Consider the following 25,754-nt stretch of genomic DNA (forward strand, 5'->3'; position numbering starts at 1 on the left):
CCGGGTAATGATCGTCCTGTTGTCGGTGCGGCCCGGTAGGCTCGAAAGCACGATGACAGAGGACCTCTCACCGGCCGAGCGGTACGCGGCAGCGCGTAGGCGTGCTGCCGAGCAGGCCACCGCGCTCGCGGAGTTCCGCGAGATGTACGACTTCGGCCTCGACCCCTTCCAGATCGAGGCCTGTCGGGCCCTCGAGGCGGGGAAGGGCGTGCTGGTGGCCGCCCCCACCGGCTCCGGCAAGACGATCGTGGGCGAGTTCGCCGTCCACCTCGCCCTCAAGCAGGGCAGGAAGTGCTTCTACACGACGCCCATCAAGGCGCTGTCGAACCAGAAATACGCCGACCTGTGCCGCCGTTACGGCGCGGCGAAGGTCGGCCTCCTCACCGGCGACAACAGCCTCAACGCCGAGGCCCCGGTGGTGGTGATGACCACCGAGGTGCTGCGGAACATGCTCTACGCCGGCTCCCAGACGCTGCTCGGCCTCGGCTACGTGGTCATGGACGAGGTGCACTACCTCTCCGACCGCTTCCGCGGCGCCGTCTGGGAAGAGGTGATCATCCACCTCCCCGAGTCGGTGACGCTGGTGTCGCTCTCGGCGACCGTGTCCAACGCCGAGGAGTTCGGCGACTGGCTCGACACCGTCCGCGGCGACACCGAGGTGATCGTCTCCGAGCACCGCCCGGTGCCGCTGTTCCAGCACGTGCTGGCCGGACGGCGGATGTACGACCTGTTCGAGGAGGGCGACGGCCACCGGAAGGCCGTCAACCCCGACCTGATGCGGCTGGCCCGCCTGGAGAACAGCCGCCCTCCGTTTCCGGACCGCCGCCGCGGCCGGGCGATGCGCGACGCCGACCGGGAGCGGGAGCGTCGGCAGCGCGCCCGGGTGTGGACGCCGAGCCGGCCGGAGGTCATCGAGCGGCTGGACGCCGAGGGCCTGCTGCCCGCGATCACGTTCATCTTCAGCCGCGCCGCCTGCGAGGCCGCCGTCGAGCAGTGCCTGTACGCGGGCCTGCGGCTCAACGACGAGGAGGCCCGCGAGCAGGTCCGCGCCCTGGTGGAGGAGCGCACCGCCGCCATCCCGCCGGAGGACCTGCACGTCCTGGGCTACTACGAGTGGCTGGAGGGCCTGGAGCGCGGCATCGCCGCCCACCACGCGGGCATGCTCCCGACCTTCAAGGAGGTCGTCGAGGAGCTGTTCGTGCGCGGGCTGGTCAAGGCCGTCTTCGCCACCGAGACCCTCGCCCTGGGCATCAACATGCCGGCGCGCTCCGTCGTCCTGGAGAAGCTCGTCAAGTGGAACGGCGAGCAGCACGTGGACATCACGCCCGGCGAGTACACGCAGCTCACCGGCCGGGCCGGCCGCCGTGGCATCGATGTCGAGGGGCACGCCGTGGTGCTGTGGCAGCGCGGCATGAACCCCGAGCACCTCGCGGGCCTGGCCGGCACCCGCACCTACCCGCTGCGCTCCAGCTTCAAGCCGTCGTACAACATGGCGGTCAACCTGGTCGAGCAGTTCGGCCGGCACCGCTCGCGCGAGCTGCTGGAGACCTCGTTCGCGCAGTTCCAGGCCGACAGGTCGGTCGTCGGGATCTCCCGGCAGGTGCAGCGCAACGAGGAGGGACTGGCCGGCTGCAAGGAGGCCATGACCTGCCACCTCGGCGACTTCGAGGAGTACGCGCGGCTGCGCCGGGAGCTGAAGGACCGCGAGACCGAGCTGGCCCGGCAGGGCGCGGCGCAGCGGCGCGCCGAGGCCGCCGTCGCGCTGGAGAAGCTCCGGCCCGGCGACGTCATCCACGTGCCGACGGGCAAGTACGCGGGCCTGGCGCTGGTCCTCGACCCCGGCCTGCCCGCCGGACGCACCAACGGCCACCGCGGCTTCGAGCACCACGACGGCCCGCGCCCCCTGGTCCTGACCGCCGAGCGGCAGGTCAAGCGGCTGGCGTCGATCGACTTCCCGGTGCCGGTGGAGCCGCTGGAGCGGATGCGGATCCCGAAGTCGTTCAATCCGCGCTCCCCGCAGTCCCGCCGCGACCTCGCCTCCGCGCTGCGTACCAAGGCCGGGCACATCCCTCCCGAGCGGCACCGCAAGCGCCGTTCGCAGGCCGCCGACGACCGGGAGATCGCCCGGCTGCGCAAGGCGCTCCGGGCCCATCCCTGCCACGGGTGCAGCGACCGCGAGGACCACGCCCGCTGGGCCGAGCGCTACCACCGGCTGCTGCGCGACACCACGCAGCTGGAGCGCCGCATCGAGGGCCGCACCAACACCATCGCCCGCACCTTCGACCGCATCGTGGCGCTGCTGACCGAGCTGGACTACCTGCGCGGTGACGAGGTCACCGAGCACGGCAAGCGGCTCGCCCGGCTCTACGGCGAACTCGACCTGCTCGCCAGCGAGTGCCTGCGGGAACGCGTGTGGGAGGGGCTGGGACCGGCCGAACTGGCCGCCTGCGCCTCGGCGTTGGTCTACGAGGCGCGGCTCGGCGACGACGCCGCGATGCCAAAGCTGCCCTCCGGCAAGGCGCGGGTCGCGCTGGATGAGATGGTTCGCATCTGGGGCCGGCTGGACGGTCTGGAGGAGGAGTTCCGGATCCACCAGTCCGAGGGCGTCGGCCAGCGCGAGCCGGACCTCGGCTTCGCCTGGACCGCGTACATGTGGGCCTCCGGCAAGGGGCTCGACGAGGTGCTGCGCGAGGCGGAGATGCCGGCCGGCGACTTCGTGCGCTGGTGCAAGCAGGTCATCGACGTGCTGGGGCAGATCGCGGCGGCGGCGCCCGCGGAGGGCTCCACCGTGCCGAAGGCCGCCCGCAAGGCGGTCGACGCGCTGCTGAGGGGCGTGGTGGCCTACTCGTCGGTGGGCTGACGCTCCGTCACATCCCGTCACGCCCCGCCACGCCTCGTCCCGGAATCGGACCGGACGAAGACGGCCGGGGTGGTGGGCCGGTGCTCCACGGCACCGGCCCACCACCCCGGCCGTCACTCTTTCCGGTGAGATGCTCTCGCACGCCCGTACGTCGTCACGGTGTGTGTTCGAACGGATGCCCACCGTGCAAAGAGAGCGAGCGTACTCCGCTCCCCGGGGCGTTTTCAGGTGCTTGCCGAATATGACACGGCGTTGATCCGCTCGGACTAAGCTCGCCCGCAGCGCACCGAGTTGAGGCGAATTCGTGCGCTTGTTCCCCCATGTGCGGAAAGTCCTGGCGGTTCTCTACAGTGCCATCACGTTTCCCCCCAGCAAGCTCCCCCGACCCGCAGCCGATTTGTCTCAGAGGGCTTTCATGGTGAGTGTCCAGTCGCCGCCCCGTGGCCGCGAACTTCCCTATCTGCGCGTGCTGTTGCTGCTGGCCGTGGTCATGGCCGCGGTGACCGGGGCCGCCGTCGCCGCCGTGCCGCAGCCGGCCCGGGCCGCCGTCGGCTGGTGCGGTGCCGTCGCGACCGCCCTGGTGGTCGCCGTGGCCGCCGAGGCGGCGCGCCGCGGCCGCCTCCTGCGCGACCTGCGTGCCGAGCACGCCCGGCGGACCGCCTCCCTCGAGCAGCGGCTCGCCTCCCACGACGAGGTGATCGTCCGCCTCGGGGCCGAACTCCTGCCCGTCGGCGTGCTCCGCGTCCGCGGCGGCGAGTCCCCCGACGAGGTGATCCGCCGCGTCGTCGACCCCGACCCGTACTGGCGTCAACTCTCCGAGGCCCAGCGCGAGTTCCTGCGCGCGGTGCTCCGGCTCGTGGAGGACGAGAGTGCCCTGCGCGACTCCGCGCAGCGCTCCTTCGTCAACGTCGCCCGGCGCATCCAGGCGATCGTGCACCAGCAGGCCAAGGAACTCAGGGAGATGGAGGAGGACCACGGCCGCAACCCCGAGGTCTTCGACGACCTGCTGCGCATCGACCACGGCAACGCGCTGATCGGCCGTCTCGTCGACACCGTCGCCGTGCTCGGCGGCGGCCGCCCCGGCCGCCAGTGGCCGCTGCCGGTACCGCTCTACAGCGTGCTGCGCGGCGCCATGTCCCGCATCCTGGAGTACCCGCGGATCAAGCTGGACTCCATCGCCAAGGTCAACATCCGCGGCATCTCCGTCGAACCGGTCATCCAGGCCTGCGCCGAACTCCTCGACAACGCCACCCGCTACTCGCCGCCCACCAGCAAGGTGCACGTGACCGCGGTGGAGGTGCAGACCGGCATCGCCATCGAGATCGAGGACGCCGGCACCGGCCTGAGCCAGGAGGACCGCGTCCTCGTCGACACGATGCTGGTCCGCGCCCGGGCCGGCGCCGACCTGCAGGAGCTCGGCTCCAACCCGCGCCTGGGCCTGGCCGTCGTCGGCCGCCTGTGCGCGGCGCACAACATGCAGGTCGCGCTGCGGGACTCCGCCTACGGCGGCGTGCGCGCCGTCCTCGTCATCCCCAGCGAGATGATCACCTCCGAGCCCGGCGTCGGACTCGCCCACGGTGTCGGCGTCACCGCCGTCCCCGAGGTCGACACCGACGGGGTCGAGGGCCCCAAGCGCCGCCCCAAGCGGCGCCGGCCCACCAGCCCGCGCATCCCCGACTCCCCGCCGCCGCTCGCGGACGGAACCTCCGACGTCCCCGAGATCACCGAGTGGACCGCGGGCGGCCTGCCGCAGCGCCGCAGCCGGGTCAGGACGCCGCTGAGCCAGCGGCTCGCCCAGCAGGCCGCCATCGAGCGGGAGGAGCGCGAGAAGGGCTACTCCGTCTGGTCCACGCCCAAGCCGGAGCCCGAGGAGCCCGAGGAGTCCGAGAAGAAGGACGACACCCCGCCCGGGGCGTGGGTCGGCGCGTTCTTCGAGGGACTGAAGGACTACCCCGACATCACCCAGGCAGCCACCCCCACCCCCACTGCCGAGCCGACCGAGCCGGTCCGCGACGGCGCCGACGACGAGAGGGACCCCACGTGATCAAGCAGCGAGGCAACATCGACTGGATGCTGCGGCACCTCCCCGACGAGGTACCGGGCATCCACATGATCGTCGTGCTGTCCGCCGACGGACTGCGCATCGCCCAGTGGGGCGACGACCCCGACGCCGCCGACCGGGTCGCCGCCGCCTGCGCCGGGCTGCAGAGCCTGGCCACCGCCGTCGCCGAGGAGATCCCCCACAGCGACGGCGAGATGAAGATGACCCTCATCGAGGTCAAGAACGGCTACTTCTACCTCATGTCGGCCGGCCCCAACGCCTACCTCGCGGTGCTCTCCGACATCCGCTGCGAACCCGGCCGGATGAGCCACCAGATGGCCGACCTGGTCCGCCGGCTCGGCTCCCACCTGACGAGTCCGCCCCGGCGGAACGGGCAGGCCGTATGAACCCTCCGGTCCCGCCCCAGCGACGGCGGCGCCCTGCGACCCGTCATCAGCCGCCGTCCCCCCTCGCGCCGGCGCAGGGAGAGGCGGAGGGCGACGGCAAGATCCCCGAACGGCTGTACGTGGTCGCCGACTCCGACGGCGGCGACCGCGCCGTACTGGACCTGGTGACGTTGATCGTGGCGTGCGCCGAGCCGCCGCCCTCGTCGACGCCGGAGCAGACGGCCGTGCTCCGGATGTGCAGGAGCCCCCTGTCGGTGGCCGAACTGTCGGCCTACCTCGGCCTGCCCTTCGGCGTGGTGACGGTGCTGCTCACCGACATGCTGGCGGCCGGGCTGGTGCAGGCGCGCGCCCCCATCGTCCGCCAGGCGCTCCCCGACCGTTCCCTCCTCGAAGCGGTGATGCATGGACTACAACGGCTCTGACACCGTCCCCGGCCCACGGGCCGAGGACCATCTCCCGCACACGGCCCAGGCCGCGGCGAAGATCGTGATCGTGGGCGGGTTCGGGGTCGGGAAGACGACGATGGTCGGCTCGGTGAGCGAGATCAAGCCGCTCACCACCGAGGAGACCATGACCCAGGCGGGCATCGGCGTCGACGACGACTTCGGCTCGCCCTCCAAGACGGCCACCACCGTGGCCATGGACTTCGGCCGCATCCGGATCAGCGACGAACTGGTGCTGTACCTGTTCGGCACGCCCGGCCAGGAGCGTTTCTGGTTCCTGTGGAACCGCCTGTTCGAGGGCGCCCTCGGCGCGGTGGTGCTGCTCGACACCCGCCGTATCGAGGTCAGTTACGACGTGATGGGGCGGCTGGAGGAACGCGGAGTGCCGTTCGTGGTCGCCGTCAACACCTTCCCGGACGCACCCCGCTACCCCATGGCCGAGCTGCGGCAGGCCCTCGACCTGACCCCCGACATCCCCATCCTGGAGTGCGACGCGCGCCGCCGCGCCTCCAGCCGCGACGTCCTGCTGACCCTGGTGCGCTTCCTGCACGCGCTGCACCTGACCGGGGCGCTCACCTGATCACCCGGCCCCGGCCCGGGACCCCGTGTCCCGGCGCACGCCCCACCCGGATGGACCCCATGTTTCGGAGCGACCACTGTGACGCCTGAATACCACTCCCCGACGGGCACCGACGACCCCGTCCTCGCTCCGCCGCCCGGCTGCCCCGCGCACGGCCTCGGCCCCGGGGGGCGGTACCGGCTGCACGAGGCGGAGGACCTGGCCGCGCTGTACGAGCGGCTGCGCGCCGAGCACGGACCCGTCGCGCCCGTGCTGATCCACGACGACCTGCCGCTGTGGGTGGTCCTGGGTCACGCCGAGAACATGCACATGGTGCGCACGCCCTCGCAGTTCACCCGGGACAGCCGGGTCTGGACCCCGCTGCGCGAGGGCCTGGTCAGACCCGACCACCCCCTCCTGCCGCACATCGCCTGGCAGCCCATCTGCTCGCACGCCGAGGGCGACGAGCACAAGCGGCTGCGCGGCGCCGTCACCGCCGCCATCTCCACCATCGAGTTCCGCACGCTGCGCCGGCACGTCAACCGGCACACCCACCGGCTCGTCAACGCGTTCTGCGAGGAGGGGGAGGCCGACCTCGTCGGCCAGTTCTCCGACCACCTGCCGATGGCGGTGATCTGCGAGATCCTCGGCATGCCCGAGGAGTACGACGACCGGTTCGTGCGGGCCGCCCGCGACAGCCTCAAGGGCACCGAGACGGCGATCGCCAGCCACGCCCACATCATGGACGCCCTCGGCCGGCTCACCGCCCGCCGCCGGGCCCGGCCCGCCGACGACTTCGCCAGCCACCTCGTCAACCACCCGGCGCGGCTGACCGACGACGAGGTGCGCGAGCACCTGCGGCTGGTGCTGTTCGCCGCCTACGAGGCCACCGCCAACCTCCTCGCCAACGTGCTGCGGATGGTGCTCACCGAGCCCGGCTTCATGGCGCAGCTCAGCGGCGGGCAGATGACGGTGCCGGAGGCGGTGGAGCAGTCGCTGTGGAACGAACCGCCGTTCAGTACCATCCTCGGCTACTTCGCCAAGCAGGAGACCGAGTTGGGCGGGCGGCGCATCCGCAAGGGCGACGGGCTGCTGTTCGCGCCGGCCGCCGGCAACGTCGACCCGCGCATCCGGCCCGACCTGTCCGCCGGCATGATGGGCAACCGCTCCCACCTCGCCTTCGGCGGCGGCCCCCACGAGTGCCCGGGCCAGGACATCGGCCGCGCCATCGCCGACATCGGCGTCGACGCGCTGCTCATGCGGCTGCCGGACGTGCAACTCGCCTGCGGGGAGGACGAGTTGCGCTGGACGGCGTCCATCGCCTCGCGCCACCTGGTGGAGCTGCCGGTGGTGTTCAGCCCGACCGCCCAGCAGGAGGTCTCCGCCCTCCCCGGCCCGCCGGCCGTCCCCATGCCCCGCCCGCCCGTGCCGGCACCGGTCACCGCGTCGGCACCGGTCACCGCGTCAGCACCGGTCACCGCGTCGGCGCCGAAACCCGCGGCCGCCGAGTCCGCATCGGCTCCGGCGCCAACTCCGGCTCCGGCACCGGCGTCAGTCCCGGGCCCGGCTCCGGCCCCGGCACCGGCGCCGGCGCCGCGGACGCGTCCGCAGGGCCTGCTGCGGCGGCTCCTGCGGTGGTGGCAGGGGGAGTGACGGCGGCCGCGGGCCCGGGCCACTGGAACCCCCGCCGGGAAGGAACGGTGGAGGCGGTGGCATCCGGCGGTGCGCGGGGAACGCGGGTCACGCGGCCGGGAGCGGGCGAAGGCCTCGAGCCCGAAGGGGCTGCGGCTCTCGGGGGCATGAGGTGAGCGCCGGGCGCGGCCGGGCCGGGTGACGGCCGCGAGCCGGGCGGACCGCGGCCGTCGGGCGCGGGGTGACCGGCCGGGCCCGTGCCGGCGGCCCCGCCGGTGCGGTGCGCCCCCGGCTCAGCCCCGGCCCCACTCCTCGGGCGACGTCCACGCCGCCAGCGTCCGCGGGCTGCGGAAGCGGTGCCGCGCCCCGGTCACCGGGTCGGTGAACTCCAGTTCCCGCGCCAGCAGTTGGAGCGGGCGCCGGAAGTCGTCGGGCGGGCCGGGAGCGGTCACCTCCGGATAGAGCGGGTCGCCGAGGATGGGCACGCCCAGGGCGTTCATGTGGACCCGGAGCTGGTGGGTCTGGCCGGTGCCGGGAACCAGGCGGTAGCGCGCGAGCCCGTCCGCGCGGTGCTCGATCAGCTCGACGCGGCTGACCGCGTTCGGCTCGCCCGGGACCTCGCGGGCGGTGAGCACCCCGCGCTCCTTCACGATGCGGCTGCGCACGGTCGCGGGCAGGGCGAGGCCCGGGTCGTACGGCGCGACGGCCTCGTACTCCTTGCGGACCCTCCGGTCGCGGAAGAGCGTCTGGTACGCGCCGCGCTCCTCGGGCCGCACGGTGAACAGCACCAGGCCGGCGGTGAGCCGGTCCAGGCGGTGGGCGGCGGTCAGGGCGGGCAGGCCCAGCTCCCGGCGCAGCCGCGCCAGCGCCGTCTCGGCGACGTGACGGCCGCGCGGGGTGGTGGCGAGGAAGTGCGGCTTGTCGGCGACCACGATGTGCTCGTCGCGGTACACCACCTCCACCGGGAACGGCACCTCCACCTCCTCGGGCAGCTCCCGGTGGAACCACACGTACAGCCCCGGCACGTACGCCGCGTCCGGCGCCACCGGCCGCCCGTCGGCGCCCACCACCAGCCCCGCCTCGAACATGCCGTCCACCACGCCCGGCCCCGCCGCGAGCCGTTCCACCAGGTGCTCCCGCACGGTGGCCCACGGCCCGCCGGCCGGCAGCCGCACCCGCACCGGGTCCACGCCGCGACGCTGGGGGAGGGGAGCGGGCGGGGGCGGGGTCCTGCGTCTCATCACCGCCCAGGGTACGGACCGCGGGCAGCGGACTTCCGGCCGGCCGGGACCGTCCGGCCGCCGCGCGCCCGCGCCGAGGACGGGGCGGCCGCCCTGCCCGGCCCGCCGGGCGCGCTGGAACGTGCCGTGCCGGGCGCGCCGGAACGCGCCGGGCCGTCGTCGCCGCCACGGCCGTCGCCCGCCCCTTCGCGACGGCGTCCGCCTCCGCCGCGCGGGCCGCCGTCGCGCCGAGGCCGCGGCGGAGCCCCGGCGCCCGCGCGCTCGCGGGAGGTGCCCGAGGTGCGCCGCCGTCGCCCGGACCCGGTGGACGGCCCGGCGGCGGCCGACGGTGTGCGCGCGGCAGCCCGCGGGCGGCCGTCCCGCCGCGCCGCGCGCGTGCCCACGGCGCCGCGCGCGGCCCCACGCCCGTGCCTACGCCGCCGAGGCGCCCTCCTGCTCGGCCTCCACGCGCGCGTTCCACTCCCGCTTCGAGGCCTGCCAGCCGTCCTCGTCGTGGCCGACGCGCCAGTAACCGGAGATGGACAGGTCCTCCCGCGGGACGCGGTGCTCGACCCGCAGCAGGCGGCGCACCTCCTTCACCCAGCCGGCCTCGCCGTGCACGAAGGCATGCACGCGGCCCGCGGGGAAGGCCAGGCCGCGGACGGCGTCGACGAGCCGCTCCCCGACGGGCCGGTCGCCGCGGTGCAGCCAGGTGACCTCCACGTCGGAGTCGATCTTCTGCTCCTCCTCGGGCCCGGCCACCTCGACGAACGCGTGGGCCACCGCGCCGCGGGGCAGCGCCTCCAGGGCGGCCGCGATCGCGGGCAGCGCGCTCTCGTCACCGGCCAGCAGGTGCCAGTCGGCGGTCGCGTCGGGACGGTAGGCGCCGCCGGGGCCGAAGAAGCGGACGGTGTCGCCCGGCCGGGCGCGCAGCGCCCACGGACCGGCCAGCCCCTCGTCGCCGTGGATGACGAAGTCCACGGTCAGCTCCCGGTGTTCGGGGTCCCAGGAGCGCACGGTGTACGTCCGGGTCACCGGCCACTGCTCGCGCGGGAACTCGGCGCGGACGCGCTCCAGGTCGAACGGTTCCGGGTAGGTCACGCCCTCGGCCGGGAACAGCAGCTTCACGTAGTGGTCGGTGCAGGTGCCCGCCGAAAACCCGGCCAGGCCGGCGCCGCCGAGCACCACGCGCTGCATGTGCGGGGTGAGCCGTTCGGTGCGGACGACCTGGGCGGAGTACAGTTTCCGCGGCTTGCGTCCCGGGCGTTCTGCCATCACGGCCTCCCTGCTCATGACTTAGGTATGCCTAAGTTATCAGTTCCCGTCGTCCGGCACCCGGGCCACGGGAGCTCCACGCGCACCCGTTCGCGAAGCCTTCGGCCACGCACCGCCGGCCACCGGCCACGTGCCGTCGGCCACCAGTCACCGGCCGCGGGCCGACGGCAACCGCGGTGCCGCCCGTGCCGCGTCGCCGCGCCCGCGCTCACCCGCCCAGCGTCGCCAGCAGCCGCCGCAGCGACCCGCCCAGTCCCCAGCGCTCCGTGAGCGCCTCCAGCGCCGCCGGATCGCGCGGGGCGCGCGGCAGCGCCGTGTCGACGTCCGGCAGGGGGACGTCCCCGGCGACCCGTACCACCTTCGGCGCCACCGCCAGGTACGGCCGCGCCTCGGTCAGCCGCCTGCGCTGCGCCGGGGTGAGCTTGGACCCCGGGTCGTCGACGGCCGCCAGGACGCCGGCCAGGTCGCCGAACTCGGCCAGCAGCCGCGCCGCCGTCTTCTCCCCGATGCCCGGCACGCCCGGCAGCCCGTCGCTCGGGTCGCCGCGCAGCAGCGCCAGATCCGCGTACCCCGGCCCGTCCACCCCATACTTCTCGCGCAGTGCCGCCTCGTCGACGAACCGCAGCGTGCCGACGCCTTTGACCGGGTACAGCACCCGCACCCGGCGCGCGTCGTCCACGAGCTGGAACAGGTCGCGGTCGCCGGTGACGATGTCCACCGGGCCCGCCGCCCGCGCGGTGAACGTGCCGATCACGTCGTCGGCCTCGTAGCCCGCGACGCCCACGCGCGCGATGCCGACCGCGTCCAGGACCTCCTCGATGACCGGGATCTGCGGGGCGAGGGTGTCGGGCACCACCTCGGTGTCGGGCGCCGCCCCGCGCTCCTCGGCGACCCGGTGCGCCTTGTAGGACGGGATCAGCTCGACGCGCCACCGCGGCCGCCAGTCGGCGTCCATGCACGCCACCAGATGCGTCGGGGCGTGGTCCTTGACGAGCCGGTCGATGAAGTCGAGCAGCCCGCGCACGGCGTTCACCGGCGTGCCGTCCGGGGCCTTCACGGACTCCGGGACGCCGAAGTGGGCGCGGAAGTAGAGCGAGGGGGTGTCGAGGAGCATCAGTGGTCCGGTCACGTCCCGCATCATGCCGTACGCCACCGACAGCGACCGGAGGCGCTGCGCCCCGGGCCGCCGGCGGGTGCGGCCCGGGGCGGACACGCCGCCCGCACGCCCCTCGCGCGCCACAAGAAACCGGCCAACCACTCGGCGTCACCGCTCACTCTCCCCGCCCCGCCCGACACGCGGCGACACCGTGGGAACATGCCGGAGAGCCCGCGCATTGAAGCAGTAAGGGAGCACCGGGACGGCGCGAACCGCGGGGTCGTGTCCCCGCGGTGGGTGCGCCGATGTGACGGGTGCATGAAACGGTTTGCCGAACATGCGTAGGGTGCAGAGAAGTCATCAGAAGGCGTCTGCCCGGGCAGGGGCGCGGGGACGGCGGCACGAGCGGCGGAGGGAGCCGGAGCGATGGGCGACCACAAGGAACAGCCCCTTCGCGTGGGCGCGGCCGTCCGCAGGCGGCGCCGCGCGCTGGAACTCACCCTCGCCGCCGTGGCCGAGCGCAGCGGCCTGTCGGTGCCCTTCCTGAGCCAGATCGAGAACGACCGGGCCCGCCCCAGCCGCAGCTCCCTGGAGAAGGTGGCCGACGCGCTGCGCACCACCGCCGTGGAGCTGCTCGCGGCGGCCGACCCGGCGTGCAGCGTCGACGTCGTACGCGCCGAGACCACCGAGCTCTCCCCCGAGCCCCGCATGCGCTCCCTGGTGCGCGGCCACCACCAGCTGCACGCCTCGGAGTTCACCGGCGACCACGACACCTGCCGCGAGTTCCAGCACCGCAACGACGAGCTGATGTACGTCGCCGACGGCGCCGTCGAGATCGAGGCGGAGGGCCGCGCCTACCGGCTCGGCCGCGGCGACACCCTGTACCTCACCGGCGGGGTGCGCCACCGCTGGCGGGCCACGGTGCCGGAGACCCGCGTGATCGTCGTCGCCGTCGCCGAGCACATCGAGGCGGTGCAGGACCGGACCCGCTGATGCGGCCCCCGCCGCCGAGGGTGGTGTCCCTGGTGCCCTCCCTCACCGAGGCGATCGCCGTCACCGTGCCCGGCGCCCTCGTCGGCGCCACCAACTGGTGCACCCACCCGGCCGGCCTGGACGTCACCCGCGTCGGCGGCACCAAGAACCCCGACGTCGAGCGGATCGCCGCGCTCGCCCCGGACCTGGTCGTCGCCAACGAGGAGGAAAACCGCGCCGCGGACCTGGACGCCCTGCGCGCGGCCGGCCCGGAGGTGCTGGTGACCGAGGTGCGCGACGTGCCGCAGGCCTTCCGGGAACTGGAGCGGGTGGTGGCGGCCTGCGGGGCCCGGAGCCGGCCCGGCTGGCTCGACCGGGCCGAGGAGACCTGGGACGGCCTGCCGCGGCCGCGGCGGCGCGCGAGCGCGGTGGTGCCCGTCTGGCGGCGGCCGTGGATGGTGCTGGGCCGGGACACCTTCGCCGGGGACGTGCTGGCCCGCCTCGGCGTGGACAACGTGTACGCCGGGCACGCCGAGCGCTACCCGCGCGTCCCGCCGGCCGAGCTGCGGGCGGCGGCGCCGGACCTGGTGGTGCTCCCGGACGAGCCGTACCGGTTCGGCCCGGACGACGGACCGGAGGCCTTTCCGGGATTGCGGTGCGCGCTGGTGAGCGGACGGCACCTGACGTGGTACGGGCCGTCGCTGGCGGAGGCGCCGGCCGTGCTGGGCGCGGCGCTGGCGGACGCCGGGCTGCCGCCCCACCCGGCATAACCTTGGCCGATGAGCGGAAGCGACGACCGGGCCGGGCGCGCACGGGCCGACGGCCCCGCGCCGGGGGCGCCGGCGCACCGGGTGCCGGACCTGGGGGCCCTGGAGCTGCTGCCGGCGGTGGCCCGGCTGGGCAGCCTGGGCGGGGCGGCCCGGGAACTCGGCATCACCCAGCCGGCGGCCGGCAGCCGCCTGCGGTCCATGGAACGGCAGCTGGGCCTGGCACTGGTCGACCGCTCGCCGCGCGGCTCGCGGCTCACCGACGCCGGCGCGCTGGTCACCGACTGGGCCCGGCGGGTCGTCGAGGCGGCGGAGGCCTTCGACGCCGGGGCGCAGGCGCTGCGCGGCCGGCGGGAGACGCGGCTGCGGGTGGCGGCGAGCATGACCATCGCGGAGTACCTGCTGCCGGGCCGGCTGCTCGCGTTGCGCACCCGGCGGCCCGACACGGCCGTCTCCCCGCTCGCCGGGAACTCGGCGGCGGTGGCGCAGCGGCTGCTCGCCGGCGAGGCCGACCCCGGCTTCGTGGAGGGCGTGGCGGTGCCGCCCGGTCTCGACTCCGCCGTCGTCGCCCACGACCGGCTGATCGTCGTCACGGCACCCGCCCACGCCTGGGCCCGCCGGCGCCGTCCCCTGGCGCCGGACGAGCCGGCGGCCACCCCGCTGATCCTGCGCGAGCAGGGCTCCGGCACCCGCCAGGTCCTCGACACCGCGCTCGGCGGCCTGGCCCGGCCCCTGATCGAGCTGTCCTCCACCACCGCGGTCAAGGCCTCCGCGGTGAGCGGGGCCGGCCCGGCGGTGCTGAGCGAACTCGCCGTGCGGGACGAGCTGTCCCTGCGGCGCCTGGTCCGCATCCCGGTGGAGGGCGTGCCCCTGCGCCGCGCCCTGCGCGCGGTCTGGCCCACCGGGCACCGGCCGACGGGCCCGGCCCGGGACCTGCTCTCCCTCACCCGCAGGCCGGCCGCCCGGGGGACGGAGCCGGTGCCCGGGTAGGGGAGCGGCGCGGGACGCGCCCGCGGTGCCCGTCCGTACCAGCCGGGTGCCCCGCCCGTACCAGCCGGGTGCCCCGCCCGCACCGGCCGGGCGGCAGGGCGCGCGGCCGGGCGGTGCCGCCGGTGCCGGCCGCACCGGGGAAGACGGTGCCGGCCTCACCGGGGATGGCGGTGCGGCCCGGCCGGCGCCTCCTCGCCCCGCCGGGCCGGGCGGGCGGCCGCGGCCACCAGGGCCCGCATCACCCGCAGGTCCTCGCCCATCTCCGGATGCCACTGCACCCCCAGCACCCAGGCGGCCGAGCCGGGCGCCGCCGGCTCGATCGCCTCCACGGTGCCGTCCACGGCGTGCGCGGAGGCGATCAGGCCGGTGCCGAGGCGGTCGACGGCCTGGTGGTGGTACGTCGGCACGCGGACCTCCTCCGGGACGATCCCGGCGTAGCGCGTGCCGGGCACCGGCCGCACCGGGTGGCGGCCGAAGACGCCGGGCGTCTCCGCGTGGCCGTCGACGTGCTGGACGAGGGTGCCGCCCAGGGCGACGTTCAGCAGCTGCATGCCCCGGCAGACGCCCAGCAGCGGGACGCCCGCGGCCAGCGCCGCCTCGATCAGCGCCAGTTCCCAGGCGTCGCGCGCCGGGGCGGGCGGGCCCGTACGGGGGTCGCGCGCGGCGCCGTAGCGCGCCGGGTCCACGTCCGGGCCGCCCGCGATCACCAGCCCGTCCAGCCGGGCGACGGCGGCCGCCGCGTGCCGGGGCGCGTCCGGCGGCAGCATCGCGGCGAGTCCGCCCGCCCGCTGCACGAGCCGCGGATACCCGGCCGGCAGCAGCGCCGCCTCCAGCCGCCACACGCCCCAGCGCGCCTCGGCCTCCAGGTAGGTGCTGACCCCGATCAGCGGTCGCCCGGTCACATGGACCCCTCCTGCCTGCAATGGTTCGGATGCTTACCTTTGACTGCCGCCTCGGCACCGTCGCTCCGCCCGGCGCCGAGGCCCGTGCCGCCCGTGCCTCTCGTACCCGCCCGGCCGCCCGGGCCCGCGCCTACGCCAGGAATCCCCGCAGCAGCGCCGCCGTCCCCGCGCAGTGCTCCCGCATGATCTCCCGTGCCGCCTCCGCGTCGCCGTCCAGGACCGCCTCGACCAGCGCGATGTGCTGCCGCTGCGAGTGCTCCAGGTTGCGCACCAGCAGCGGGATGCAGTCGAGCAGGTCGTTGACGGTGGCCCGGACCGCCGCGTACTGCGCGGTGAGCGACGGCGAGCCGCACAGCTCGGCCAGGGTGAGGTGGAGCAGCGTGTCGCGCCGGCGGTAGTCGGCCGGCGGCGCGTCGTGCGTGCCCGCCAGCGCCTCCCGCAGCCGGGCGGCCCGCTCGCCGGACAGCCCGTGCGCCGCGCACAGGCCGGCCGCGCCCACCTCCAGCACCTCCCGGAAGCGCAGCACGTCCTCCAGGTCCACCCCGGCCGCCCGGCTGCGCAGCGCGTCCTCGCCGGGCTCGTCGGCGCGCGGCAGCACGAAGGTCCCGCCGTAGCGCCCCCGCCGCGCCTCCACCAGCCCCTGCTCCTGCAGCACCTTGAGCACCTCGCGCAGCGTCACCCGGCTGATGCCGAGCCGCCGGGCCAGCTCCCGCTCGGCGGGCAGCCGCTCCCCGGCCGGGACCAGGCCGAGCCGGACCACCTGCAGGATCTGCTCCAGCGCCTCCTCGAAGCCGTTGCCGGCCCGCACCGGCCGCAGCACCGGCGCGAGACGGTCGCCCGCCCGGTCCGGTCCCGCGTCCCGCGCCATCCCGCCGCGCCCCCTTCCCAAGCAATGGTCGTCGGCCATACCTTATGGCTTCCGGCTGATCCGGAAAGCCGAAGGAGGCGCTTTCGTGGCAGACCGCAGGCCCCCGCTCGGCGTCGAGGAGCTGCACGCCCTCGTCGCGGGCGGCGAGATCGACACCGTCGTCCTGGCCTTCCCCGACATGCAGGGCCGCCTCCAGGGCAAGCGGTTCGCCGCCCGCTTCTTCCTCGACGAGGTCCTCCACCACGGCAGTGAGGGCTGCACCTACCTCCTCGCCGTCGACGCCGACATGAACACCGTCGACGGCTACGCCATGTCCTCCTGGGACCGCGGCTACGGCGACTTCGCGATGCGCCCCGACCTCGCCACCCTGCGCCGCCTGCCCTGGCACCCCGGCACCGCCCTGGTCCTGGCCGACCTCGCCTGGCACGACGGCTCCCCGGTGGCCGCAGCCCCCCGGCAGATCCTGCGCCGCCAGCTCCAGCGGCTCGCCGGGCACGGGCTGACCGCGCAGGTCGGCACCGAGCTGGAGTTCATCGTCTTCCGCGACACCTACGAGCAGGCCTGGGACGCCGGCTACCGCGGCCTGACCCCGGTCAACCAGTACAACGTCGACTACTCCATCCTCGGCACCGGCCGCATCGAGCCCCTGCTGCGGCGCCTGCGCAACGAGATGGCCGGCGCCGGCCTGACCGTGGAGTCCGCCAAGGGCGAGTGCAACCCGGGCCAGCACGAGATCGCCTTCCGCTACGCCGAGGCCCTGGTCACCTGCGACCAGCACGCGCTCTACAAGACCGGCGCCAAGGAGATCGCCGCCCAGGAGGGCGTGTCGCTGACCTTCATGGCCAAGTACAACGAGCGGGAGGGCAACTCCTGCCACATCCACCTGTCGCTCACCGGCAAGGACGGCCGCAGCGTCATGCCCGGCGACGGGCCCGGCGGCATGTCCGCCACCATGCGGCACTTCCTCGCCGGACAGCTCGCCGCCCTGCGCGACTTCAGCCTCCTGTACGCGCCGAACATCAACTCCTACAAGCGGTTCCAGCCGGGCTCCTTCGCCCCGACCGCCGTCGCCTGGGGGCACGACAACCGCACCTGCGCCCTGAGGGTCGTGGGCCACGGCCGCTCCCTGCGCTTCGAGAACCGGGTGCCGGGCGGCGACGTCAACCCGCACCTCGCCGTCGCCGGGATGGTCGCGGCCGGCCTGTACGGGCTGGAGCGGGAGCTGGAGCTGCCCGAGCCGTGCGCCGGCAACGCCTACGCCGCCGGCCACACCCACGTCCCCACCACCCTGCGCGAGGCCGCCGAGCTGTGGGAGCGCAGCCCGATCGCCCGGGCCGCCTTCGGCGACGAGGTCGTCGCGCACTACCGCAACATGGCGCGCGTCGAGCTGGACGCCTTCGACGCCGCGGTCACCGACTGGGAACTGCGCCGCTCCTTCGAACGCATGTGAGGCCACTGCCGTGACCGACCGACTCCCCGACGACCGGCCCTCCGGCGACCGGTCCCGCGCCGACCGGCCCTCCGGCGACCCGCCCTCCGCCGACCGGCCCGAGCCGGCCGTCCTGACCGTCCTGAACCCGGCCACCGAGGAGGTGATCGCCACCGTCCCGGCCGCCACCGCCGCCGACGTGGACGCCGCGGTCGCCCGGGCCGCCCGGGCGCAGGAGCGGTGGGCGGCCCTGGCGCCCGGCGAACGGGCCCGGCTGCTGCGCCGGTTCGCCGCCGCCGTCGACGACCACGTCGAGGAACTGGCCCGGCTGGAGGTGCGCGAGGCCGGGCACACGATCGGCAACGCCCGCTGGGAGGCGGGCAACGTGCGCGACCTGCTGGACTACGCGGCCGGGGGAGTGGAGCGACTGACGGGCCGTCAGATCCCGGTGGCGGGCGGCGTCGACGTCACCTTCCTGGAACCGCTAGGCGTCGTCGGCGTGATCGCCCCCTGGAACTTCCCCCTGCCGATCGCCGCCTGGGGCACGGCCCCGGCGCTCGCCGCCGGCAACGCGGTGCTCCTCAAACCCGCCGAGACCACCCCGCTGACCGCGCTGCGCCTGGCCGAACTCGCCCTGGCGGCCGGGCTGCCCGAGGGCCTGTTCCAGGTGCTGCCCGGCCACGGCCGGATCGCCGGCGAGGCCCTCGTCGAACACCCCGGCGTGGCGAAGATCGTCTTCACCGGGTCGACGGCCGTGGGCCGGCAGGTGCTGGCCAAGGGGGCCGGCCACCTCAAGCGCGTCACCCTCGAACTCGGCGGCAAGAGCCCCAACATCGTCTTCGCCGACGCCGACCTGGAGGCCGCCGCCCGCGCCGCCCCCCTGTCCTTCCTCGACAACGCCGGCCAGGACTGCTGCGCCCGCACCCGCATCCTCGTCCAGCGCACCGTCCTCGACCGCTTCCTCGGCCTGCTCGCCCCCGCGGTCGAGTCCGTCACCGTCGGCGACCCGGCCGAGGAGACCACGCAGATGGGCCCGCTGATCTCCCGCGCCCAGCTGGAGCGCGTGCGCTCCTACGTCCCCGACGGCGCCGACGGCATCCGCGGCAAGGCCCCTGAGGGCCCCGGCTTCTGGTTCCCGCCCACCGTCCTCACCGGCGTCGCCCCCGACGCCCGGGTGGCCGTCGAGGAGGTCTTCGGCCCCGTCGCCGTCGTGCTGCCCTTCGACGACGAGGCCGACGCGGTCCGCCTCGCCAACGCCACGCCGTACGGCCTCTCCGGCTCCGTCTGGACCCGGGACGTGGGCCGCGCCCTGCGCGTCGCGCGGGGCGTCCGCGCCGGCAACCTGTCCGTCAACTCCCACGCGTCCGTCCGCTACTGGACCCCCTTCGGCGGCTTCAAGCAGTCCGGTCTGGGCCGCGAGCTCGGCCCGGACGCGCTGGCCGCCTTCACCGAGACCAAGAACGTCTTCCTCAGCACGGAGGCCTGAGCCGCACATGACCGAGCACAGCACCGAGCACAGCACCGAGCACAGCACCGAGCGCAGTACCGAGGGCAGTACCGGGGGCATCGTCTGCCGCCGCCTGGTGGGCCGTACCGCCGTCGTCACCGGAGCGGGCAGCGGCATCGGCCTCGCCTCCGCCCGCCGACTCGCCGCCGAGGGCGCGCACGTCGTCTGCGGCGACGTCGACGAGGTCCGCGGCAAGGCCGCCGCCGACGAGGTGGGCGGACTCTTCGTCAAGGTCGACGTCACCGACCCCGAGCAGGTCGAGAACCTCTTCCAGAGCGCGTACGACACCTACGGCAGCGTCGACGTCGCCTTCAACAACGCCGGCATCTCCCCGCCCGACGACGACTCCATCCTGGACACCGGCCTGGAGGCGTGGAAGCGGGTGCAGGAGGTCAACCTCACCTCCGTCTACCTGTGCTGCAAGGCCGCCCTGCCCCACATGCTGCGGCAGCGCAAGGGCTCCATCATCAACACCGCGTCCTTCGTGGCCCGCATGGGCGCGGCGACCTCGCAGATCTCCTACACCGCCTCCAAGGGCGGCGTGCTCGCCCTCTCCCGGGAACTCGGCGTGCAGTTCGCCCGGGAGGGCATCCGCGTCAACGCCCTGTGCCCCGGCCCGGTCAACACCCCGCTGCTGCGGGAGCTGTTCGCCAAGGACCCGGAGCGGGCCGCGCGGCGCCTGGTGCACATTCCGGTCGGCCGGTTCGCGGAGGCCGAGGAGATCGCCGCCGCCGTCGCCTTCCTCGCCAGCGACGACTCCTCCTTCGTCAACGCCACCGACTTCCTCGTCGACGGCGGCATCGCCGGCGCGTACGTCACCCCGCTCTAGCGGCCCGCGGCCGGGCGCCCGGACCGGGCCGTGCGCCGGTCCGGGCGCCCGGCCTACAGTGCCGCAATGAGCATGACCCCGCCGCCCGGCTGGTACCCCGACCCCGCCGCCCCGCACCAGGAACGCTGGTGGGACGGCACGGCCTGGACCGAGCACCGGCGCGCCCCCGCGCCCCCGGCCGCACCGGTGCCGCCCGTGCCGCCGCTCCCGTCGTCCCCGTCGTCCCCGCTCCCCGGCGGCTCCGCCCGCGCGAAGGCGGTCGCGCTCACCGTCGCCGCCGCCGTCCTCGTCGCCGCGATCGTCACCGGCGCGGTCGTCCTGCGGGACGGCGACGGCGGCGGCGCGCGGGCGAAGACGGCCCCCACCTCCCCGGTGGCGTCCCCGCACCCCACCTCCGCCTCCCCTTCCGCCCCGGCGCCCACCGACGACCCCTCCGTCGTCGTCGACCAGCTCAACGGCATCACCCTGCCCCTGCCCGACGGCTGGGTGCGGCCGCGGTACGTCTCCGACGACGCCGTCGTCATGACCACCGACGGCACCTACGACTGCCCCGGCGGCACCGGCTTCTGCCGCCACGGCCTGGTCTCCACCCGCACCGCCTCCGCGGGCGACGGCACCCCCGAGGCCATCGCCCGCGACGACATCGAGGACGCCGCGGACCTGGCCTACGACCGCGACCGCCTCGACGAGCGCCCCTACGGCGGCATCACCGCCCACCGCGAGGTGAAGTCCGGCACGGTGGCCGTCGCGGGCCGCGCCGGCTACTTCGTGCGCTGGCGCGTGACCACCGCCAAGGGCCCCGGCGGCTACGTGGAGTCCCTCGTCTTCCCCTCCAGCACCGGCACCGAGTCCCCGGTCGTCGTCCGCTTCGTCTTCGACGCCGGACCGGACGGGCCGCCGCTGTCCGACATGGACCGCATCACCCAGGGCATACGGCCCCTCGGCGACGCGGCCACCGGCGGCGGCGTCGGCAGCAGCATCGGCCCCACTGGCTGACGGTACGTCAGAAACCCGGTGCGGGCTACAGGTCGGCAACCCTGTGCGGGCTGCAGGTCAGCAACTCGTTGCGGGCTACAGGAAGGTGCGGCCCTCACCCCGGTACGTCGGCACCGTCGCCGTCACCCGGTCGCCCTCCACCAGGTGCAGCACGTCGAACCGCTCGCACAGCTCGCCCGCCTTGGCGTGCCGGAACCACACCCTGTCCCCGATCAGCAGGTCGTCGGCGGCCGCCCCCAGCAGCGGCGTCTGCACCTCGCCGGCGCCCTCCCGGGGGTCGTAGCGCAGCCCCTCGGGCAGGTACGGCACCGGCAGCCGGTCCCGCCCGGCCGCGCCGGAGGCCGGGTAGCCGCCGCCCAGGACCGTCACCACGCCCACCCCCGGACGCCGCACCACGGGCTGCGCGAACAGCGCCGCCGGGCGCCCGCGGAAGGAGGAGTAGTGGTCGAACAGCCGCGGCACGTACAGCCCCGAGCCGGCCGCGATCTCCGTGACCGCGTCCTCGGCGGCCGTGTACTGCACGCTGCCCGTGCCGCCGCCGTTGACGAACTCCAGCTCCGGCGCGACCGCCCGCACCGCGCGCACCGCCGCGGCGCGCCGCTCGGCCAGCTCCCGGCGGGCCGCAGCCTGCATCAGCCGCACCGCCCGCGAGCGCAGCGGACGGCCGGCGACCGCGTCGCCGACCCCCGCGATGTGCCCCTCGTACGCCATGACTCCCACCAGCCGGAAACCCGGCCGCCGGGCCACCGAGCGGGCCAGGTCGGCGAGTTGGGCGGGGGAGTGCAGCGGGGAGCGGCGCGCGCCGACCCGCACCCGGCCGCCCAGCAGCTTCAGCGAGGTGTCCAACTCCAGGCACACCCGCACCACTTCGCGTCCGCCCTGGCGCGCGGCGTCGATGAGGTCGAGCTGCGCCACGTCGTCCACCGTCACCGTCACGGCGGCGGCCAGCTTCGGATCGGCGGTCAGCTCCGCGTAGCCCCCGCGGTCGGCCGACGGGTAGGCGAGCAGGACGTCGCCGAAGCCGGAGCGCGCCAGCCACAGCGACTCGGGCAGCGTGAACGACATCACTCCCGCGAAGCCGTCGCGGGCCAGGACGCGTTCGAGCAGGGCCCGGCAGCGGACGGACTTGCTGGCCACGCGGATCGGCTTGCCCCCGGCGCGGCGCACCAGGTCGTCGGCGTTGGCGTCGAAGGCGTCCAGGTCGACGATGGCGACGGGGGCGTCCAGGTGGGCGGTGGCCCGGTCGTAGCGGGCCCGGTCGGCGGCGCGCGAAGTCATGTGGGCAGCCTGCCAGACCGGATTACCGCAGGGTAGGGGGATGTTCCGGGCAGAAGCCCCGGGCCTGCCGACCGGTTCCCGCATCGGCCGGGTCAACCCGTAGAGTGACGCGCACGGACGGAGGAACGACGCCCGCCCGGTTCCCCAACAGGGATGGCGCCGTCTCCGTACGGGTAGGTGTGCCCGCGTACGGGCACGGCGCAGGAACGGACGGCCCGTGCCGCCCCAGGGCCCGGGCACGAGAAACGGGGGGTGCATGAGCACGGACGCGCGGCCCGCCTCCATCCCCCCGCGCCCCACCCGGCCCCCGCGCCCCGCCACCCCGGCCGACGACCGCCCCGCACGGCAGGCGCGCGGCGAGGACCGCACGACCGGTGAGGGCCGCACGACGGGCGAAGGCGGCACGACCGGCGAGGACCGTACGACCGGACGCGCGTCCGAGCCGCCCCTCCCCGGCCCGGCGGGCACCCGCCCCCGCGTCCCCGCCTTCCCGCCCCGGGCCCCCGAACCCGCGTACCCGCCCCCGCCGCCGGCCTCGGCACGCTTCCCGGACACGCCGCCGGGCGGCGGCCGGGCCCCGCGCCGCACGTCCGCGGACGTACCGCCCCGGCCCGCGCCGGCCCCGCCGCGGCACCCGGACGCCTCCCGCGACGCCGCCGCGCCCACCCCCGGGGACGCCGCACGGCCCACCCGGACCGCGACCGGCTCCGGCCTGCCGCCGCGGCCGGCGCGGCAGCCGGCCGGTACCGGGCGCCTCGGCGGCGCCGTACCGCTCCAGCCGGACGGCCGCTCCGGCCCCGCGGCCGGAACGGCCGGGAACGCCGCGCGCCGGCCGGGAACGGGCCTGCCGCCCACCCGTCCCCGCCCCGCCCGGCCCGGCGGCACACAGCCGGACGCCCGGTGGGACGGACGCATCCCGCCGGCCCCCGGAGCGCCCTCCGCGGACGGGCCCCGACGGGGAGCCGGCGGTTCGGGAACCGGCGGTCCGGGGACCACCGGGCCGGTAGTACCCGGTCCGGGGATCACCGATCCGAGTACTACCGGCGACCGGGGCGCGCACGGCGCCCCCGCCTCCCCGCCGCCCGCCGGATTCGACCCGGCGCGGTCCTGGAGCGCCTTCGGCGCGCCGGGAACGGTGCCGGGAACGCGGCCCGTGGTGTCGTTCGGGCAGCCGGAGGGGTACGACGCGCACGCCCGGCCGCGCCCGCTCGGCGTGCGGGTGGGGCCGCGCACCGCCGCGGCGGCCGCCTGCCTCGTCCTCGGGCTCGGACTCATCGGCGGTGCCGCGACCGGCAGCTGGCTCACCGGCGACTCCGGCGGGAGCGGCGCGGACGGCGGCTTCGCGGCGGCCGGCGGCCTGTGGCACAGCCTGCCCGTGGACCAGTTGTTCCCGCCCACGGTGGAGGGCCGCGGCGCCGGCCCGGGCGGCGCCGACCGCACCTGGACCCGTATCGCCGTCGCCCCGGACGGCGGCTGCGCGCACGCCTTCGACCCGCTGCTGGGCCGGACCCTCGCCCCCCTCGGCTGCCGACGCCTGCTGCGGGCCACCTACACGGACGCCACCGAGAGCTACGTCACCACCGTCGGCCTGCTGTTCACCAAGGCCGACGCGGCCACCATGACCGCACTGCGCGCCCGTTTCGACACCGAGCACCTGGCCGAGCGCACCGACCTCGTGCCCCGCACCTACGCCCCCAAGGGCACCGTCGCCGCCGGCTTCGGCGACCACCAGCGCGCCTCCTGGACGATCTCCGTGCTCACCGACGCCCCCGTCGTCGTCTACGCCGTCTCCGGCTGGGCCGACGGTCGCACCGTCGACACCCCGCAGCCCGCCGCGGAGGCGCTGCGCGCCGGCGCCACCTCGGCCGTCGCCCAGGCGGGCCTCGGCCACGAGGCGCAGGGCCTCGCCGACCGCGTCGAACGCGCCCTGCGCCGGCACGTCGACCCGGCCACGGAGCAGCCCTCATGACCCCGCGCATGTCTCCGGGCGGGACCCCGGGAACATCCCCGCGCACGTCTTCGGACAGGACCCCGGGCGGGACCCCGGGCAGGAGAGGAAGGACCATACGCACCGGGCTGCTAGGCGCCCTGCTCGCCGCCTGCCTCGCCGTCGTGCCCGCCCCCGCCGCGTACGCCGACGGCATACGCGCCCGGCAGTGGGCCCTGGACGCCCTGCACACCCAGGAGGCCTGGCGCACCACCAAGGGCAAGGGCGTCACCGTCGCCGTCCTCGACACCGGCGTCGAGGCCGACCACCCCGACCTGGCCGGCAACGTCCTGCCCGGCAAGGACATGATCGGGTTCGGCGCCCGGCAGGGCGAGCGGGCCTGGGCCCGGCACGGCACCGCGATGGCCGGCATCATCGCCGGCCACGGCCACGGTCCCGGAGGCGCCGACGGCGTCATGGGCATCGCGCCCGAGGCGAAGATCCTGCCCGTGCGCGTGATCCTGGAGGACGGCGACCCCGCCCGCGCCCGCGCCCGCACCACCCGTGGCAACGCCCTCGCCGAGGGCATCCGCTGGGCCGCCGACCACGGCGCCGACGTCATCAATCTCTCCCTCGGCGACGACTCCGCCTCCGCCCACCCCGAACCCGCCGAGGACGAGGCCGTCCAGTACGCCCTGAAGAAGGGCGCCGTCGTCGTCGCCTCGGCCGGCAACGGCGGCGAGAAGGGCGACCACATCTCCTACCCGGCCGCCTACCCGGGCGTGATCGCCGCGACCGCCGTCGACCGCTACGGCACCCGCGCCTCCTTCTCCACCCGCCGCTGGTACGCCACGGTCAGCGCCCCCGGCGTCGACGTCGTCATCGCCGACCCGGACCACCGCTACTACGAGGGCTGGGGCACCAGCGCCGCCTCCGCGTTCGTCTCCGGCGCGGCCGCCCTGGTCAAGGCCGCCCACCCGGACCTGACGCCCGCGCAGATCAAGAAGCTCCTGGAGGACACCGCGCGCAACGCCCCGGCGGGCGGCCGGGACGACTCCCGCGGCTTCGGCCTCGTCGACCCCGCCGCCGCCCTGAGGGCGGCCGCCCGCCTGAAACCGGAGGGCCTGCGCCCGGCCGCGTACGGCGAGAAGTACTTCGGGCCCGGCCCCGACGAGGCCGCGGCCGCCGGCGGCACCTCCGGCTGGGCGGGGCCGCTCGCGGGCAGCGCCGGCGGGGTTCTCCTGGTCGCCGCGGCCGGCCTGTGGCGCGGCGCCCGCCGCCGGAACACCGACACCGCCTTCCCGACGGCCGACCGCTGAGCCCGATGGCCGACCGCTGAGCCCGATGGCCGACCGCTGAGCCCGACGGCCGACCGCTGAGCCCGACGGCCGACCGCTGAGCCCGACGCCGCTTCCCGGCCGCGATCCGCCGCAGCAACCCCTGGACCCGGGCGCGGGAGGCCGCGCTCGGCTCCGAGCCGCCGTCGTCACCGAACACCTGCCGCAGCGGCGTGAGCCGGTCGCCGCGGCCGGCGCGGAGACAGACGGCGCCGCAGCCGGGGGCGGCGGGCGTGGCGGCGACGGCGGGCTCTGCGGGACTCCGTGCCCCGCGATGCCGGGCACGGGGCTGTGCGCGCCCTTGGCCGGGGTGAAAGCCGGGTCGGCGGACATGAGAAAGGGCCCTGAGAAAGCCGTGAGAGGCGTGGCCGTCCGGTCTCCGTCCGCGCGCAGGCCCAGCGGCATCCCCCCGATACGGC

General features: G+C 75.7%; 21 protein-coding genes. 15 read left to right on the forward strand and 6 right to left on the reverse strand.

Annotated elements, in window-relative coordinates:
• The first annotated feature begins 7 nt into the window (after positions 1-7).
• The 6 genes from IE225_RS16885 to IE225_RS16910 all read left to right on the forward strand — a co-directional run bounded on the left by IE225_RS16885 (position 8) and on the right by IE225_RS16910 (position 7,963).
• Positions 8-2,860, forward strand: a complete 2,853-nt coding sequence (locus IE225_RS16885) for a DEAD/DEAH box helicase (RefSeq protein ID WP_190058354.1) — start codon at positions 8-10, stop codon at positions 2,858-2,860.
• A 415-nt stretch (positions 2,861-3,275) separates the two neighbouring features.
• Positions 3,276-4,904, forward strand: coding sequence for a sensor histidine kinase (locus IE225_RS16890; protein WP_190058355.1), 1,629 nt, complete (start codon positions 3,276-3,278; stop codon positions 4,902-4,904).
• Positions 4,901-5,308 carry a roadblock/LC7 domain-containing protein gene (locus tag IE225_RS16895; protein ID WP_190058356.1) on the forward strand — a complete coding sequence of 136 codons (408 nt, stop codon included), beginning with the start codon at positions 4,901-4,903 and terminating at the stop codon, positions 5,306-5,308. The genes IE225_RS16890 and IE225_RS16895 overlap by 4 nt, the downstream gene beginning before the upstream one ends.
• Entirely contained in the window at positions 5,305-5,730 is a 426-nt protein-coding gene (locus IE225_RS16900) for a DUF742 domain-containing protein (RefSeq protein WP_190058357.1), read from the forward strand. The genes IE225_RS16895 and IE225_RS16900 overlap by 4 nt, the downstream gene beginning before the upstream one ends.
• Complete coding sequence (locus tag IE225_RS16905) at positions 5,711-6,331, forward strand: GTP-binding protein (protein WP_190058358.1); 621 nt, start codon at positions 5,711-5,713, stop codon at positions 6,329-6,331. The genes IE225_RS16900 and IE225_RS16905 overlap by 20 nt, the downstream gene beginning before the upstream one ends.
• Before the next feature lie 78 nt (positions 6,332-6,409).
• Positions 6,410-7,963, forward strand: coding sequence for a cytochrome P450 (locus tag IE225_RS16910; protein WP_190058359.1), 1,554 nt, complete (start codon positions 6,410-6,412; stop codon positions 7,961-7,963).
• Between the two features lie 272 nt (positions 7,964-8,235).
• Here IE225_RS16910 and IE225_RS16915 read toward each other — a convergent pair whose 3' ends face one another.
• The 3 genes from IE225_RS16915 to IE225_RS16925 all read right to left on the reverse strand — a co-directional run bounded on the left by IE225_RS16915 (position 8,236) and on the right by IE225_RS16925 (position 11,578).
• Positions 8,236-9,183, reverse strand: coding sequence for an RluA family pseudouridine synthase (locus tag IE225_RS16915; protein ID WP_190058360.1), 948 nt, complete (start codon positions 9,181-9,183; stop codon positions 8,236-8,238).
• A 411-nt stretch (positions 9,184-9,594) separates the two neighbouring features.
• Positions 9,595-10,437 carry a siderophore-interacting protein gene (locus tag IE225_RS16920; RefSeq protein ID WP_190058361.1) on the reverse strand — a complete coding sequence of 281 codons (843 nt, stop codon included), beginning with the start codon at positions 10,435-10,437 and terminating at the stop codon, positions 9,595-9,597.
• Between the two features lie 208 nt (positions 10,438-10,645).
• A complete protein-coding gene (locus IE225_RS16925) occupies positions 10,646-11,578 on the reverse strand; it encodes a 5'-3' exonuclease (protein ID WP_190058415.1) in 933 nt (310 codons plus the stop codon).
• Positions 11,579-11,959: 381 nt separating this feature from the next.
• On the opposite strand from IE225_RS16925, the gene IE225_RS16930 reads away from it, so the two are divergent.
• The 3 genes from IE225_RS16930 to IE225_RS16940 are packed head-to-tail and all read left to right on the forward strand — an operon-like array spanning position 11,960 to position 14,262.
• Positions 11,960-12,526: a helix-turn-helix domain-containing protein gene (locus IE225_RS16930; protein ID WP_190058362.1), complete on the forward strand. Its 567-nt coding sequence runs from the start codon at positions 11,960-11,962 to the stop codon at positions 12,524-12,526.
• Entirely contained in the window at positions 12,526-13,275 is a 750-nt protein-coding gene (locus IE225_RS16935; RefSeq protein WP_190058363.1) for a helical backbone metal receptor, read from the forward strand. The genes IE225_RS16930 and IE225_RS16935 overlap by 1 nt, the downstream gene beginning before the upstream one ends.
• Before the next feature lie 9 nt (positions 13,276-13,284).
• On the forward strand, positions 13,285-14,262 hold the full coding sequence (locus IE225_RS16940) for a LysR family transcriptional regulator (protein WP_190058364.1): 978 nt from the start codon (positions 13,285-13,287) through the stop codon (positions 14,260-14,262).
• 155 nt (positions 14,263-14,417) lie between these two features.
• Here the strand turns inward: IE225_RS16940 and IE225_RS16945 are convergent, their stop codons facing one another.
• On the reverse strand, positions 14,418-15,164 hold the full coding sequence (locus IE225_RS16945; protein WP_190058365.1) for a gamma-glutamyl-gamma-aminobutyrate hydrolase family protein: 747 nt from the start codon (positions 15,162-15,164) through the stop codon (positions 14,418-14,420).
• A gap of 130 nt (positions 15,165-15,294) precedes the next feature.
• Positions 15,295-16,032: a FadR/GntR family transcriptional regulator gene (locus IE225_RS16950; RefSeq protein ID WP_190058366.1), complete on the reverse strand. Its 738-nt coding sequence runs from the start codon at positions 16,030-16,032 to the stop codon at positions 15,295-15,297.
• 85 nt (positions 16,033-16,117) lie between these two features.
• On the opposite strand from IE225_RS16950, the gene IE225_RS16955 reads away from it, so the two are divergent.
• From IE225_RS16955 to IE225_RS16970, 4 genes are all read left to right on the forward strand, one after another.
• Positions 16,118-17,482 (forward strand): glutamine synthetase family protein, encoded by a 1,365-nt coding sequence (locus tag IE225_RS16955; RefSeq protein WP_190058367.1) that lies wholly within the window; start codon positions 16,118-16,120, stop codon positions 17,480-17,482.
• 112 nt (positions 17,483-17,594) lie between these two features.
• On the forward strand, positions 17,595-18,947 hold the full coding sequence (locus IE225_RS16960; protein WP_190058416.1) for an aldehyde dehydrogenase family protein: 1,353 nt from the start codon (positions 17,595-17,597) through the stop codon (positions 18,945-18,947).
• Between the two features lie 7 nt (positions 18,948-18,954).
• Positions 18,955-19,797 (forward strand): 3-oxoacyl-ACP reductase, encoded by an 843-nt coding sequence (locus IE225_RS16965; RefSeq protein ID WP_229879624.1) that lies wholly within the window; start codon positions 18,955-18,957, stop codon positions 19,795-19,797.
• Between the two features lie 72 nt (positions 19,798-19,869).
• A complete protein-coding gene (locus tag IE225_RS16970) occupies positions 19,870-20,793 on the forward strand; it encodes a DUF2510 domain-containing protein (RefSeq protein WP_190058418.1) in 924 nt (307 codons plus the stop codon).
• A 75-nt stretch (positions 20,794-20,868) separates the two neighbouring features.
• Here IE225_RS16970 and IE225_RS16975 read toward each other — a convergent pair whose 3' ends face one another.
• The gene (locus tag IE225_RS16975; RefSeq protein WP_190058368.1) at positions 20,869-22,071 is read right to left on the reverse strand and encodes an amino acid deaminase/aldolase; all 1,203 of its coding nucleotides are present in this window, start codon (positions 22,069-22,071) and stop codon (positions 20,869-20,871) included.
• A gap of 1,153 nt (positions 22,072-23,224) precedes the next feature.
• Between IE225_RS16975 and IE225_RS16980 the strand changes: the two genes are divergently transcribed.
• Together IE225_RS16980 and mycP are read left to right on the forward strand one after the other, a co-directional pair.
• The gene (locus IE225_RS16980; RefSeq protein ID WP_229879625.1) at positions 23,225-24,040 is read left to right on the forward strand and encodes a hypothetical protein; all 816 of its coding nucleotides are present in this window, start codon (positions 23,225-23,227) and stop codon (positions 24,038-24,040) included.
• Complete coding sequence (gene mycP, locus IE225_RS16985) at positions 24,037-25,317, forward strand: type VII secretion-associated serine protease mycosin (RefSeq protein WP_373303208.1); 1,281 nt, start codon at positions 24,037-24,039, stop codon at positions 25,315-25,317. The genes IE225_RS16980 and mycP overlap by 4 nt, the downstream gene beginning before the upstream one ends.
• The last annotated feature ends 437 nt before the right edge of the window (positions 25,318-25,754 follow it).

Origin of the sequence: Streptomyces echinoruber (genome assembly GCF_014651135.1) — a bacterium.
GTDB classification, from domain to species: domain Bacteria; phylum Actinomycetota; class Actinomycetes; order Streptomycetales; family Streptomycetaceae; genus Streptomyces; species Streptomyces echinoruber.

Bases quoted from the DNA above. Each gene is read 5' to 3' on its own strand.
- IE225_RS16885 (WP_190058354.1), top strand. From the start codon at position 8: ATGATCGTCCTGTTGTCGGTGCGGCCCGGTAGGCTCGAAAGCACGATG.
- IE225_RS16890 (WP_190058355.1), top strand. From the start codon at position 3,276: ATGGTGAGTGTCCAGTCGCCGCCCCGTGGCCGCGAACTTCCCTATCTG.
- IE225_RS16900 (WP_190058357.1), top strand. From the start codon at position 5,305: ATGAACCCTCCGGTCCCGCCCCAGCGACGGCGGCGCCCTGCGACCCGT.
- IE225_RS16905 (WP_190058358.1), top strand. From the start codon at position 5,711: ATGGACTACAACGGCTCTGACACCGTCCCCGGCCCACGGGCCGAGGAC.
- IE225_RS16915 (WP_190058360.1), bottom strand. From the start codon at position 9,183: ATGAGACGCAGGACCCCGCCCCCGCCCGCTCCCCTCCCCCAGCGTCGC.
- IE225_RS16920 (WP_190058361.1), bottom strand. From the start codon at position 10,437: ATGGCAGAACGCCCGGGACGCAAGCCGCGGAAACTGTACTCCGCCCAG.
- IE225_RS16925 (WP_190058415.1), bottom strand. From the start codon at position 11,578: ATGATGCGGGACGTGACCGGACCACTGATGCTCCTCGACACCCCCTCG.
- IE225_RS16930 (WP_190058362.1), top strand. From the start codon at position 11,960: ATGGGCGACCACAAGGAACAGCCCCTTCGCGTGGGCGCGGCCGTCCGC.
- IE225_RS16935 (WP_190058363.1), top strand. From the start codon at position 12,526: ATGCGGCCCCCGCCGCCGAGGGTGGTGTCCCTGGTGCCCTCCCTCACC.
- IE225_RS16940 (WP_190058364.1), top strand. From the start codon at position 13,285: ATGAGCGGAAGCGACGACCGGGCCGGGCGCGCACGGGCCGACGGCCCC.
- IE225_RS16950 (WP_190058366.1), bottom strand. From the start codon at position 16,032: ATGGCGCGGGACGCGGGACCGGACCGGGCGGGCGACCGTCTCGCGCCG.
- IE225_RS16965 (WP_229879624.1), top strand. From the start codon at position 18,955: ATGACCGAGCACAGCACCGAGCACAGCACCGAGCACAGCACCGAGCGC.
- IE225_RS16970 (WP_190058418.1), top strand. From the start codon at position 19,870: ATGACCCCGCCGCCCGGCTGGTACCCCGACCCCGCCGCCCCGCACCAG.
- IE225_RS16975 (WP_190058368.1), bottom strand. From the start codon at position 22,071: ATGACTTCGCGCGCCGCCGACCGGGCCCGCTACGACCGGGCCACCGCC.
- mycP (WP_373303208.1), top strand. From the start codon at position 24,037: ATGACCCCGCGCATGTCTCCGGGCGGGACCCCGGGAACATCCCCGCGC.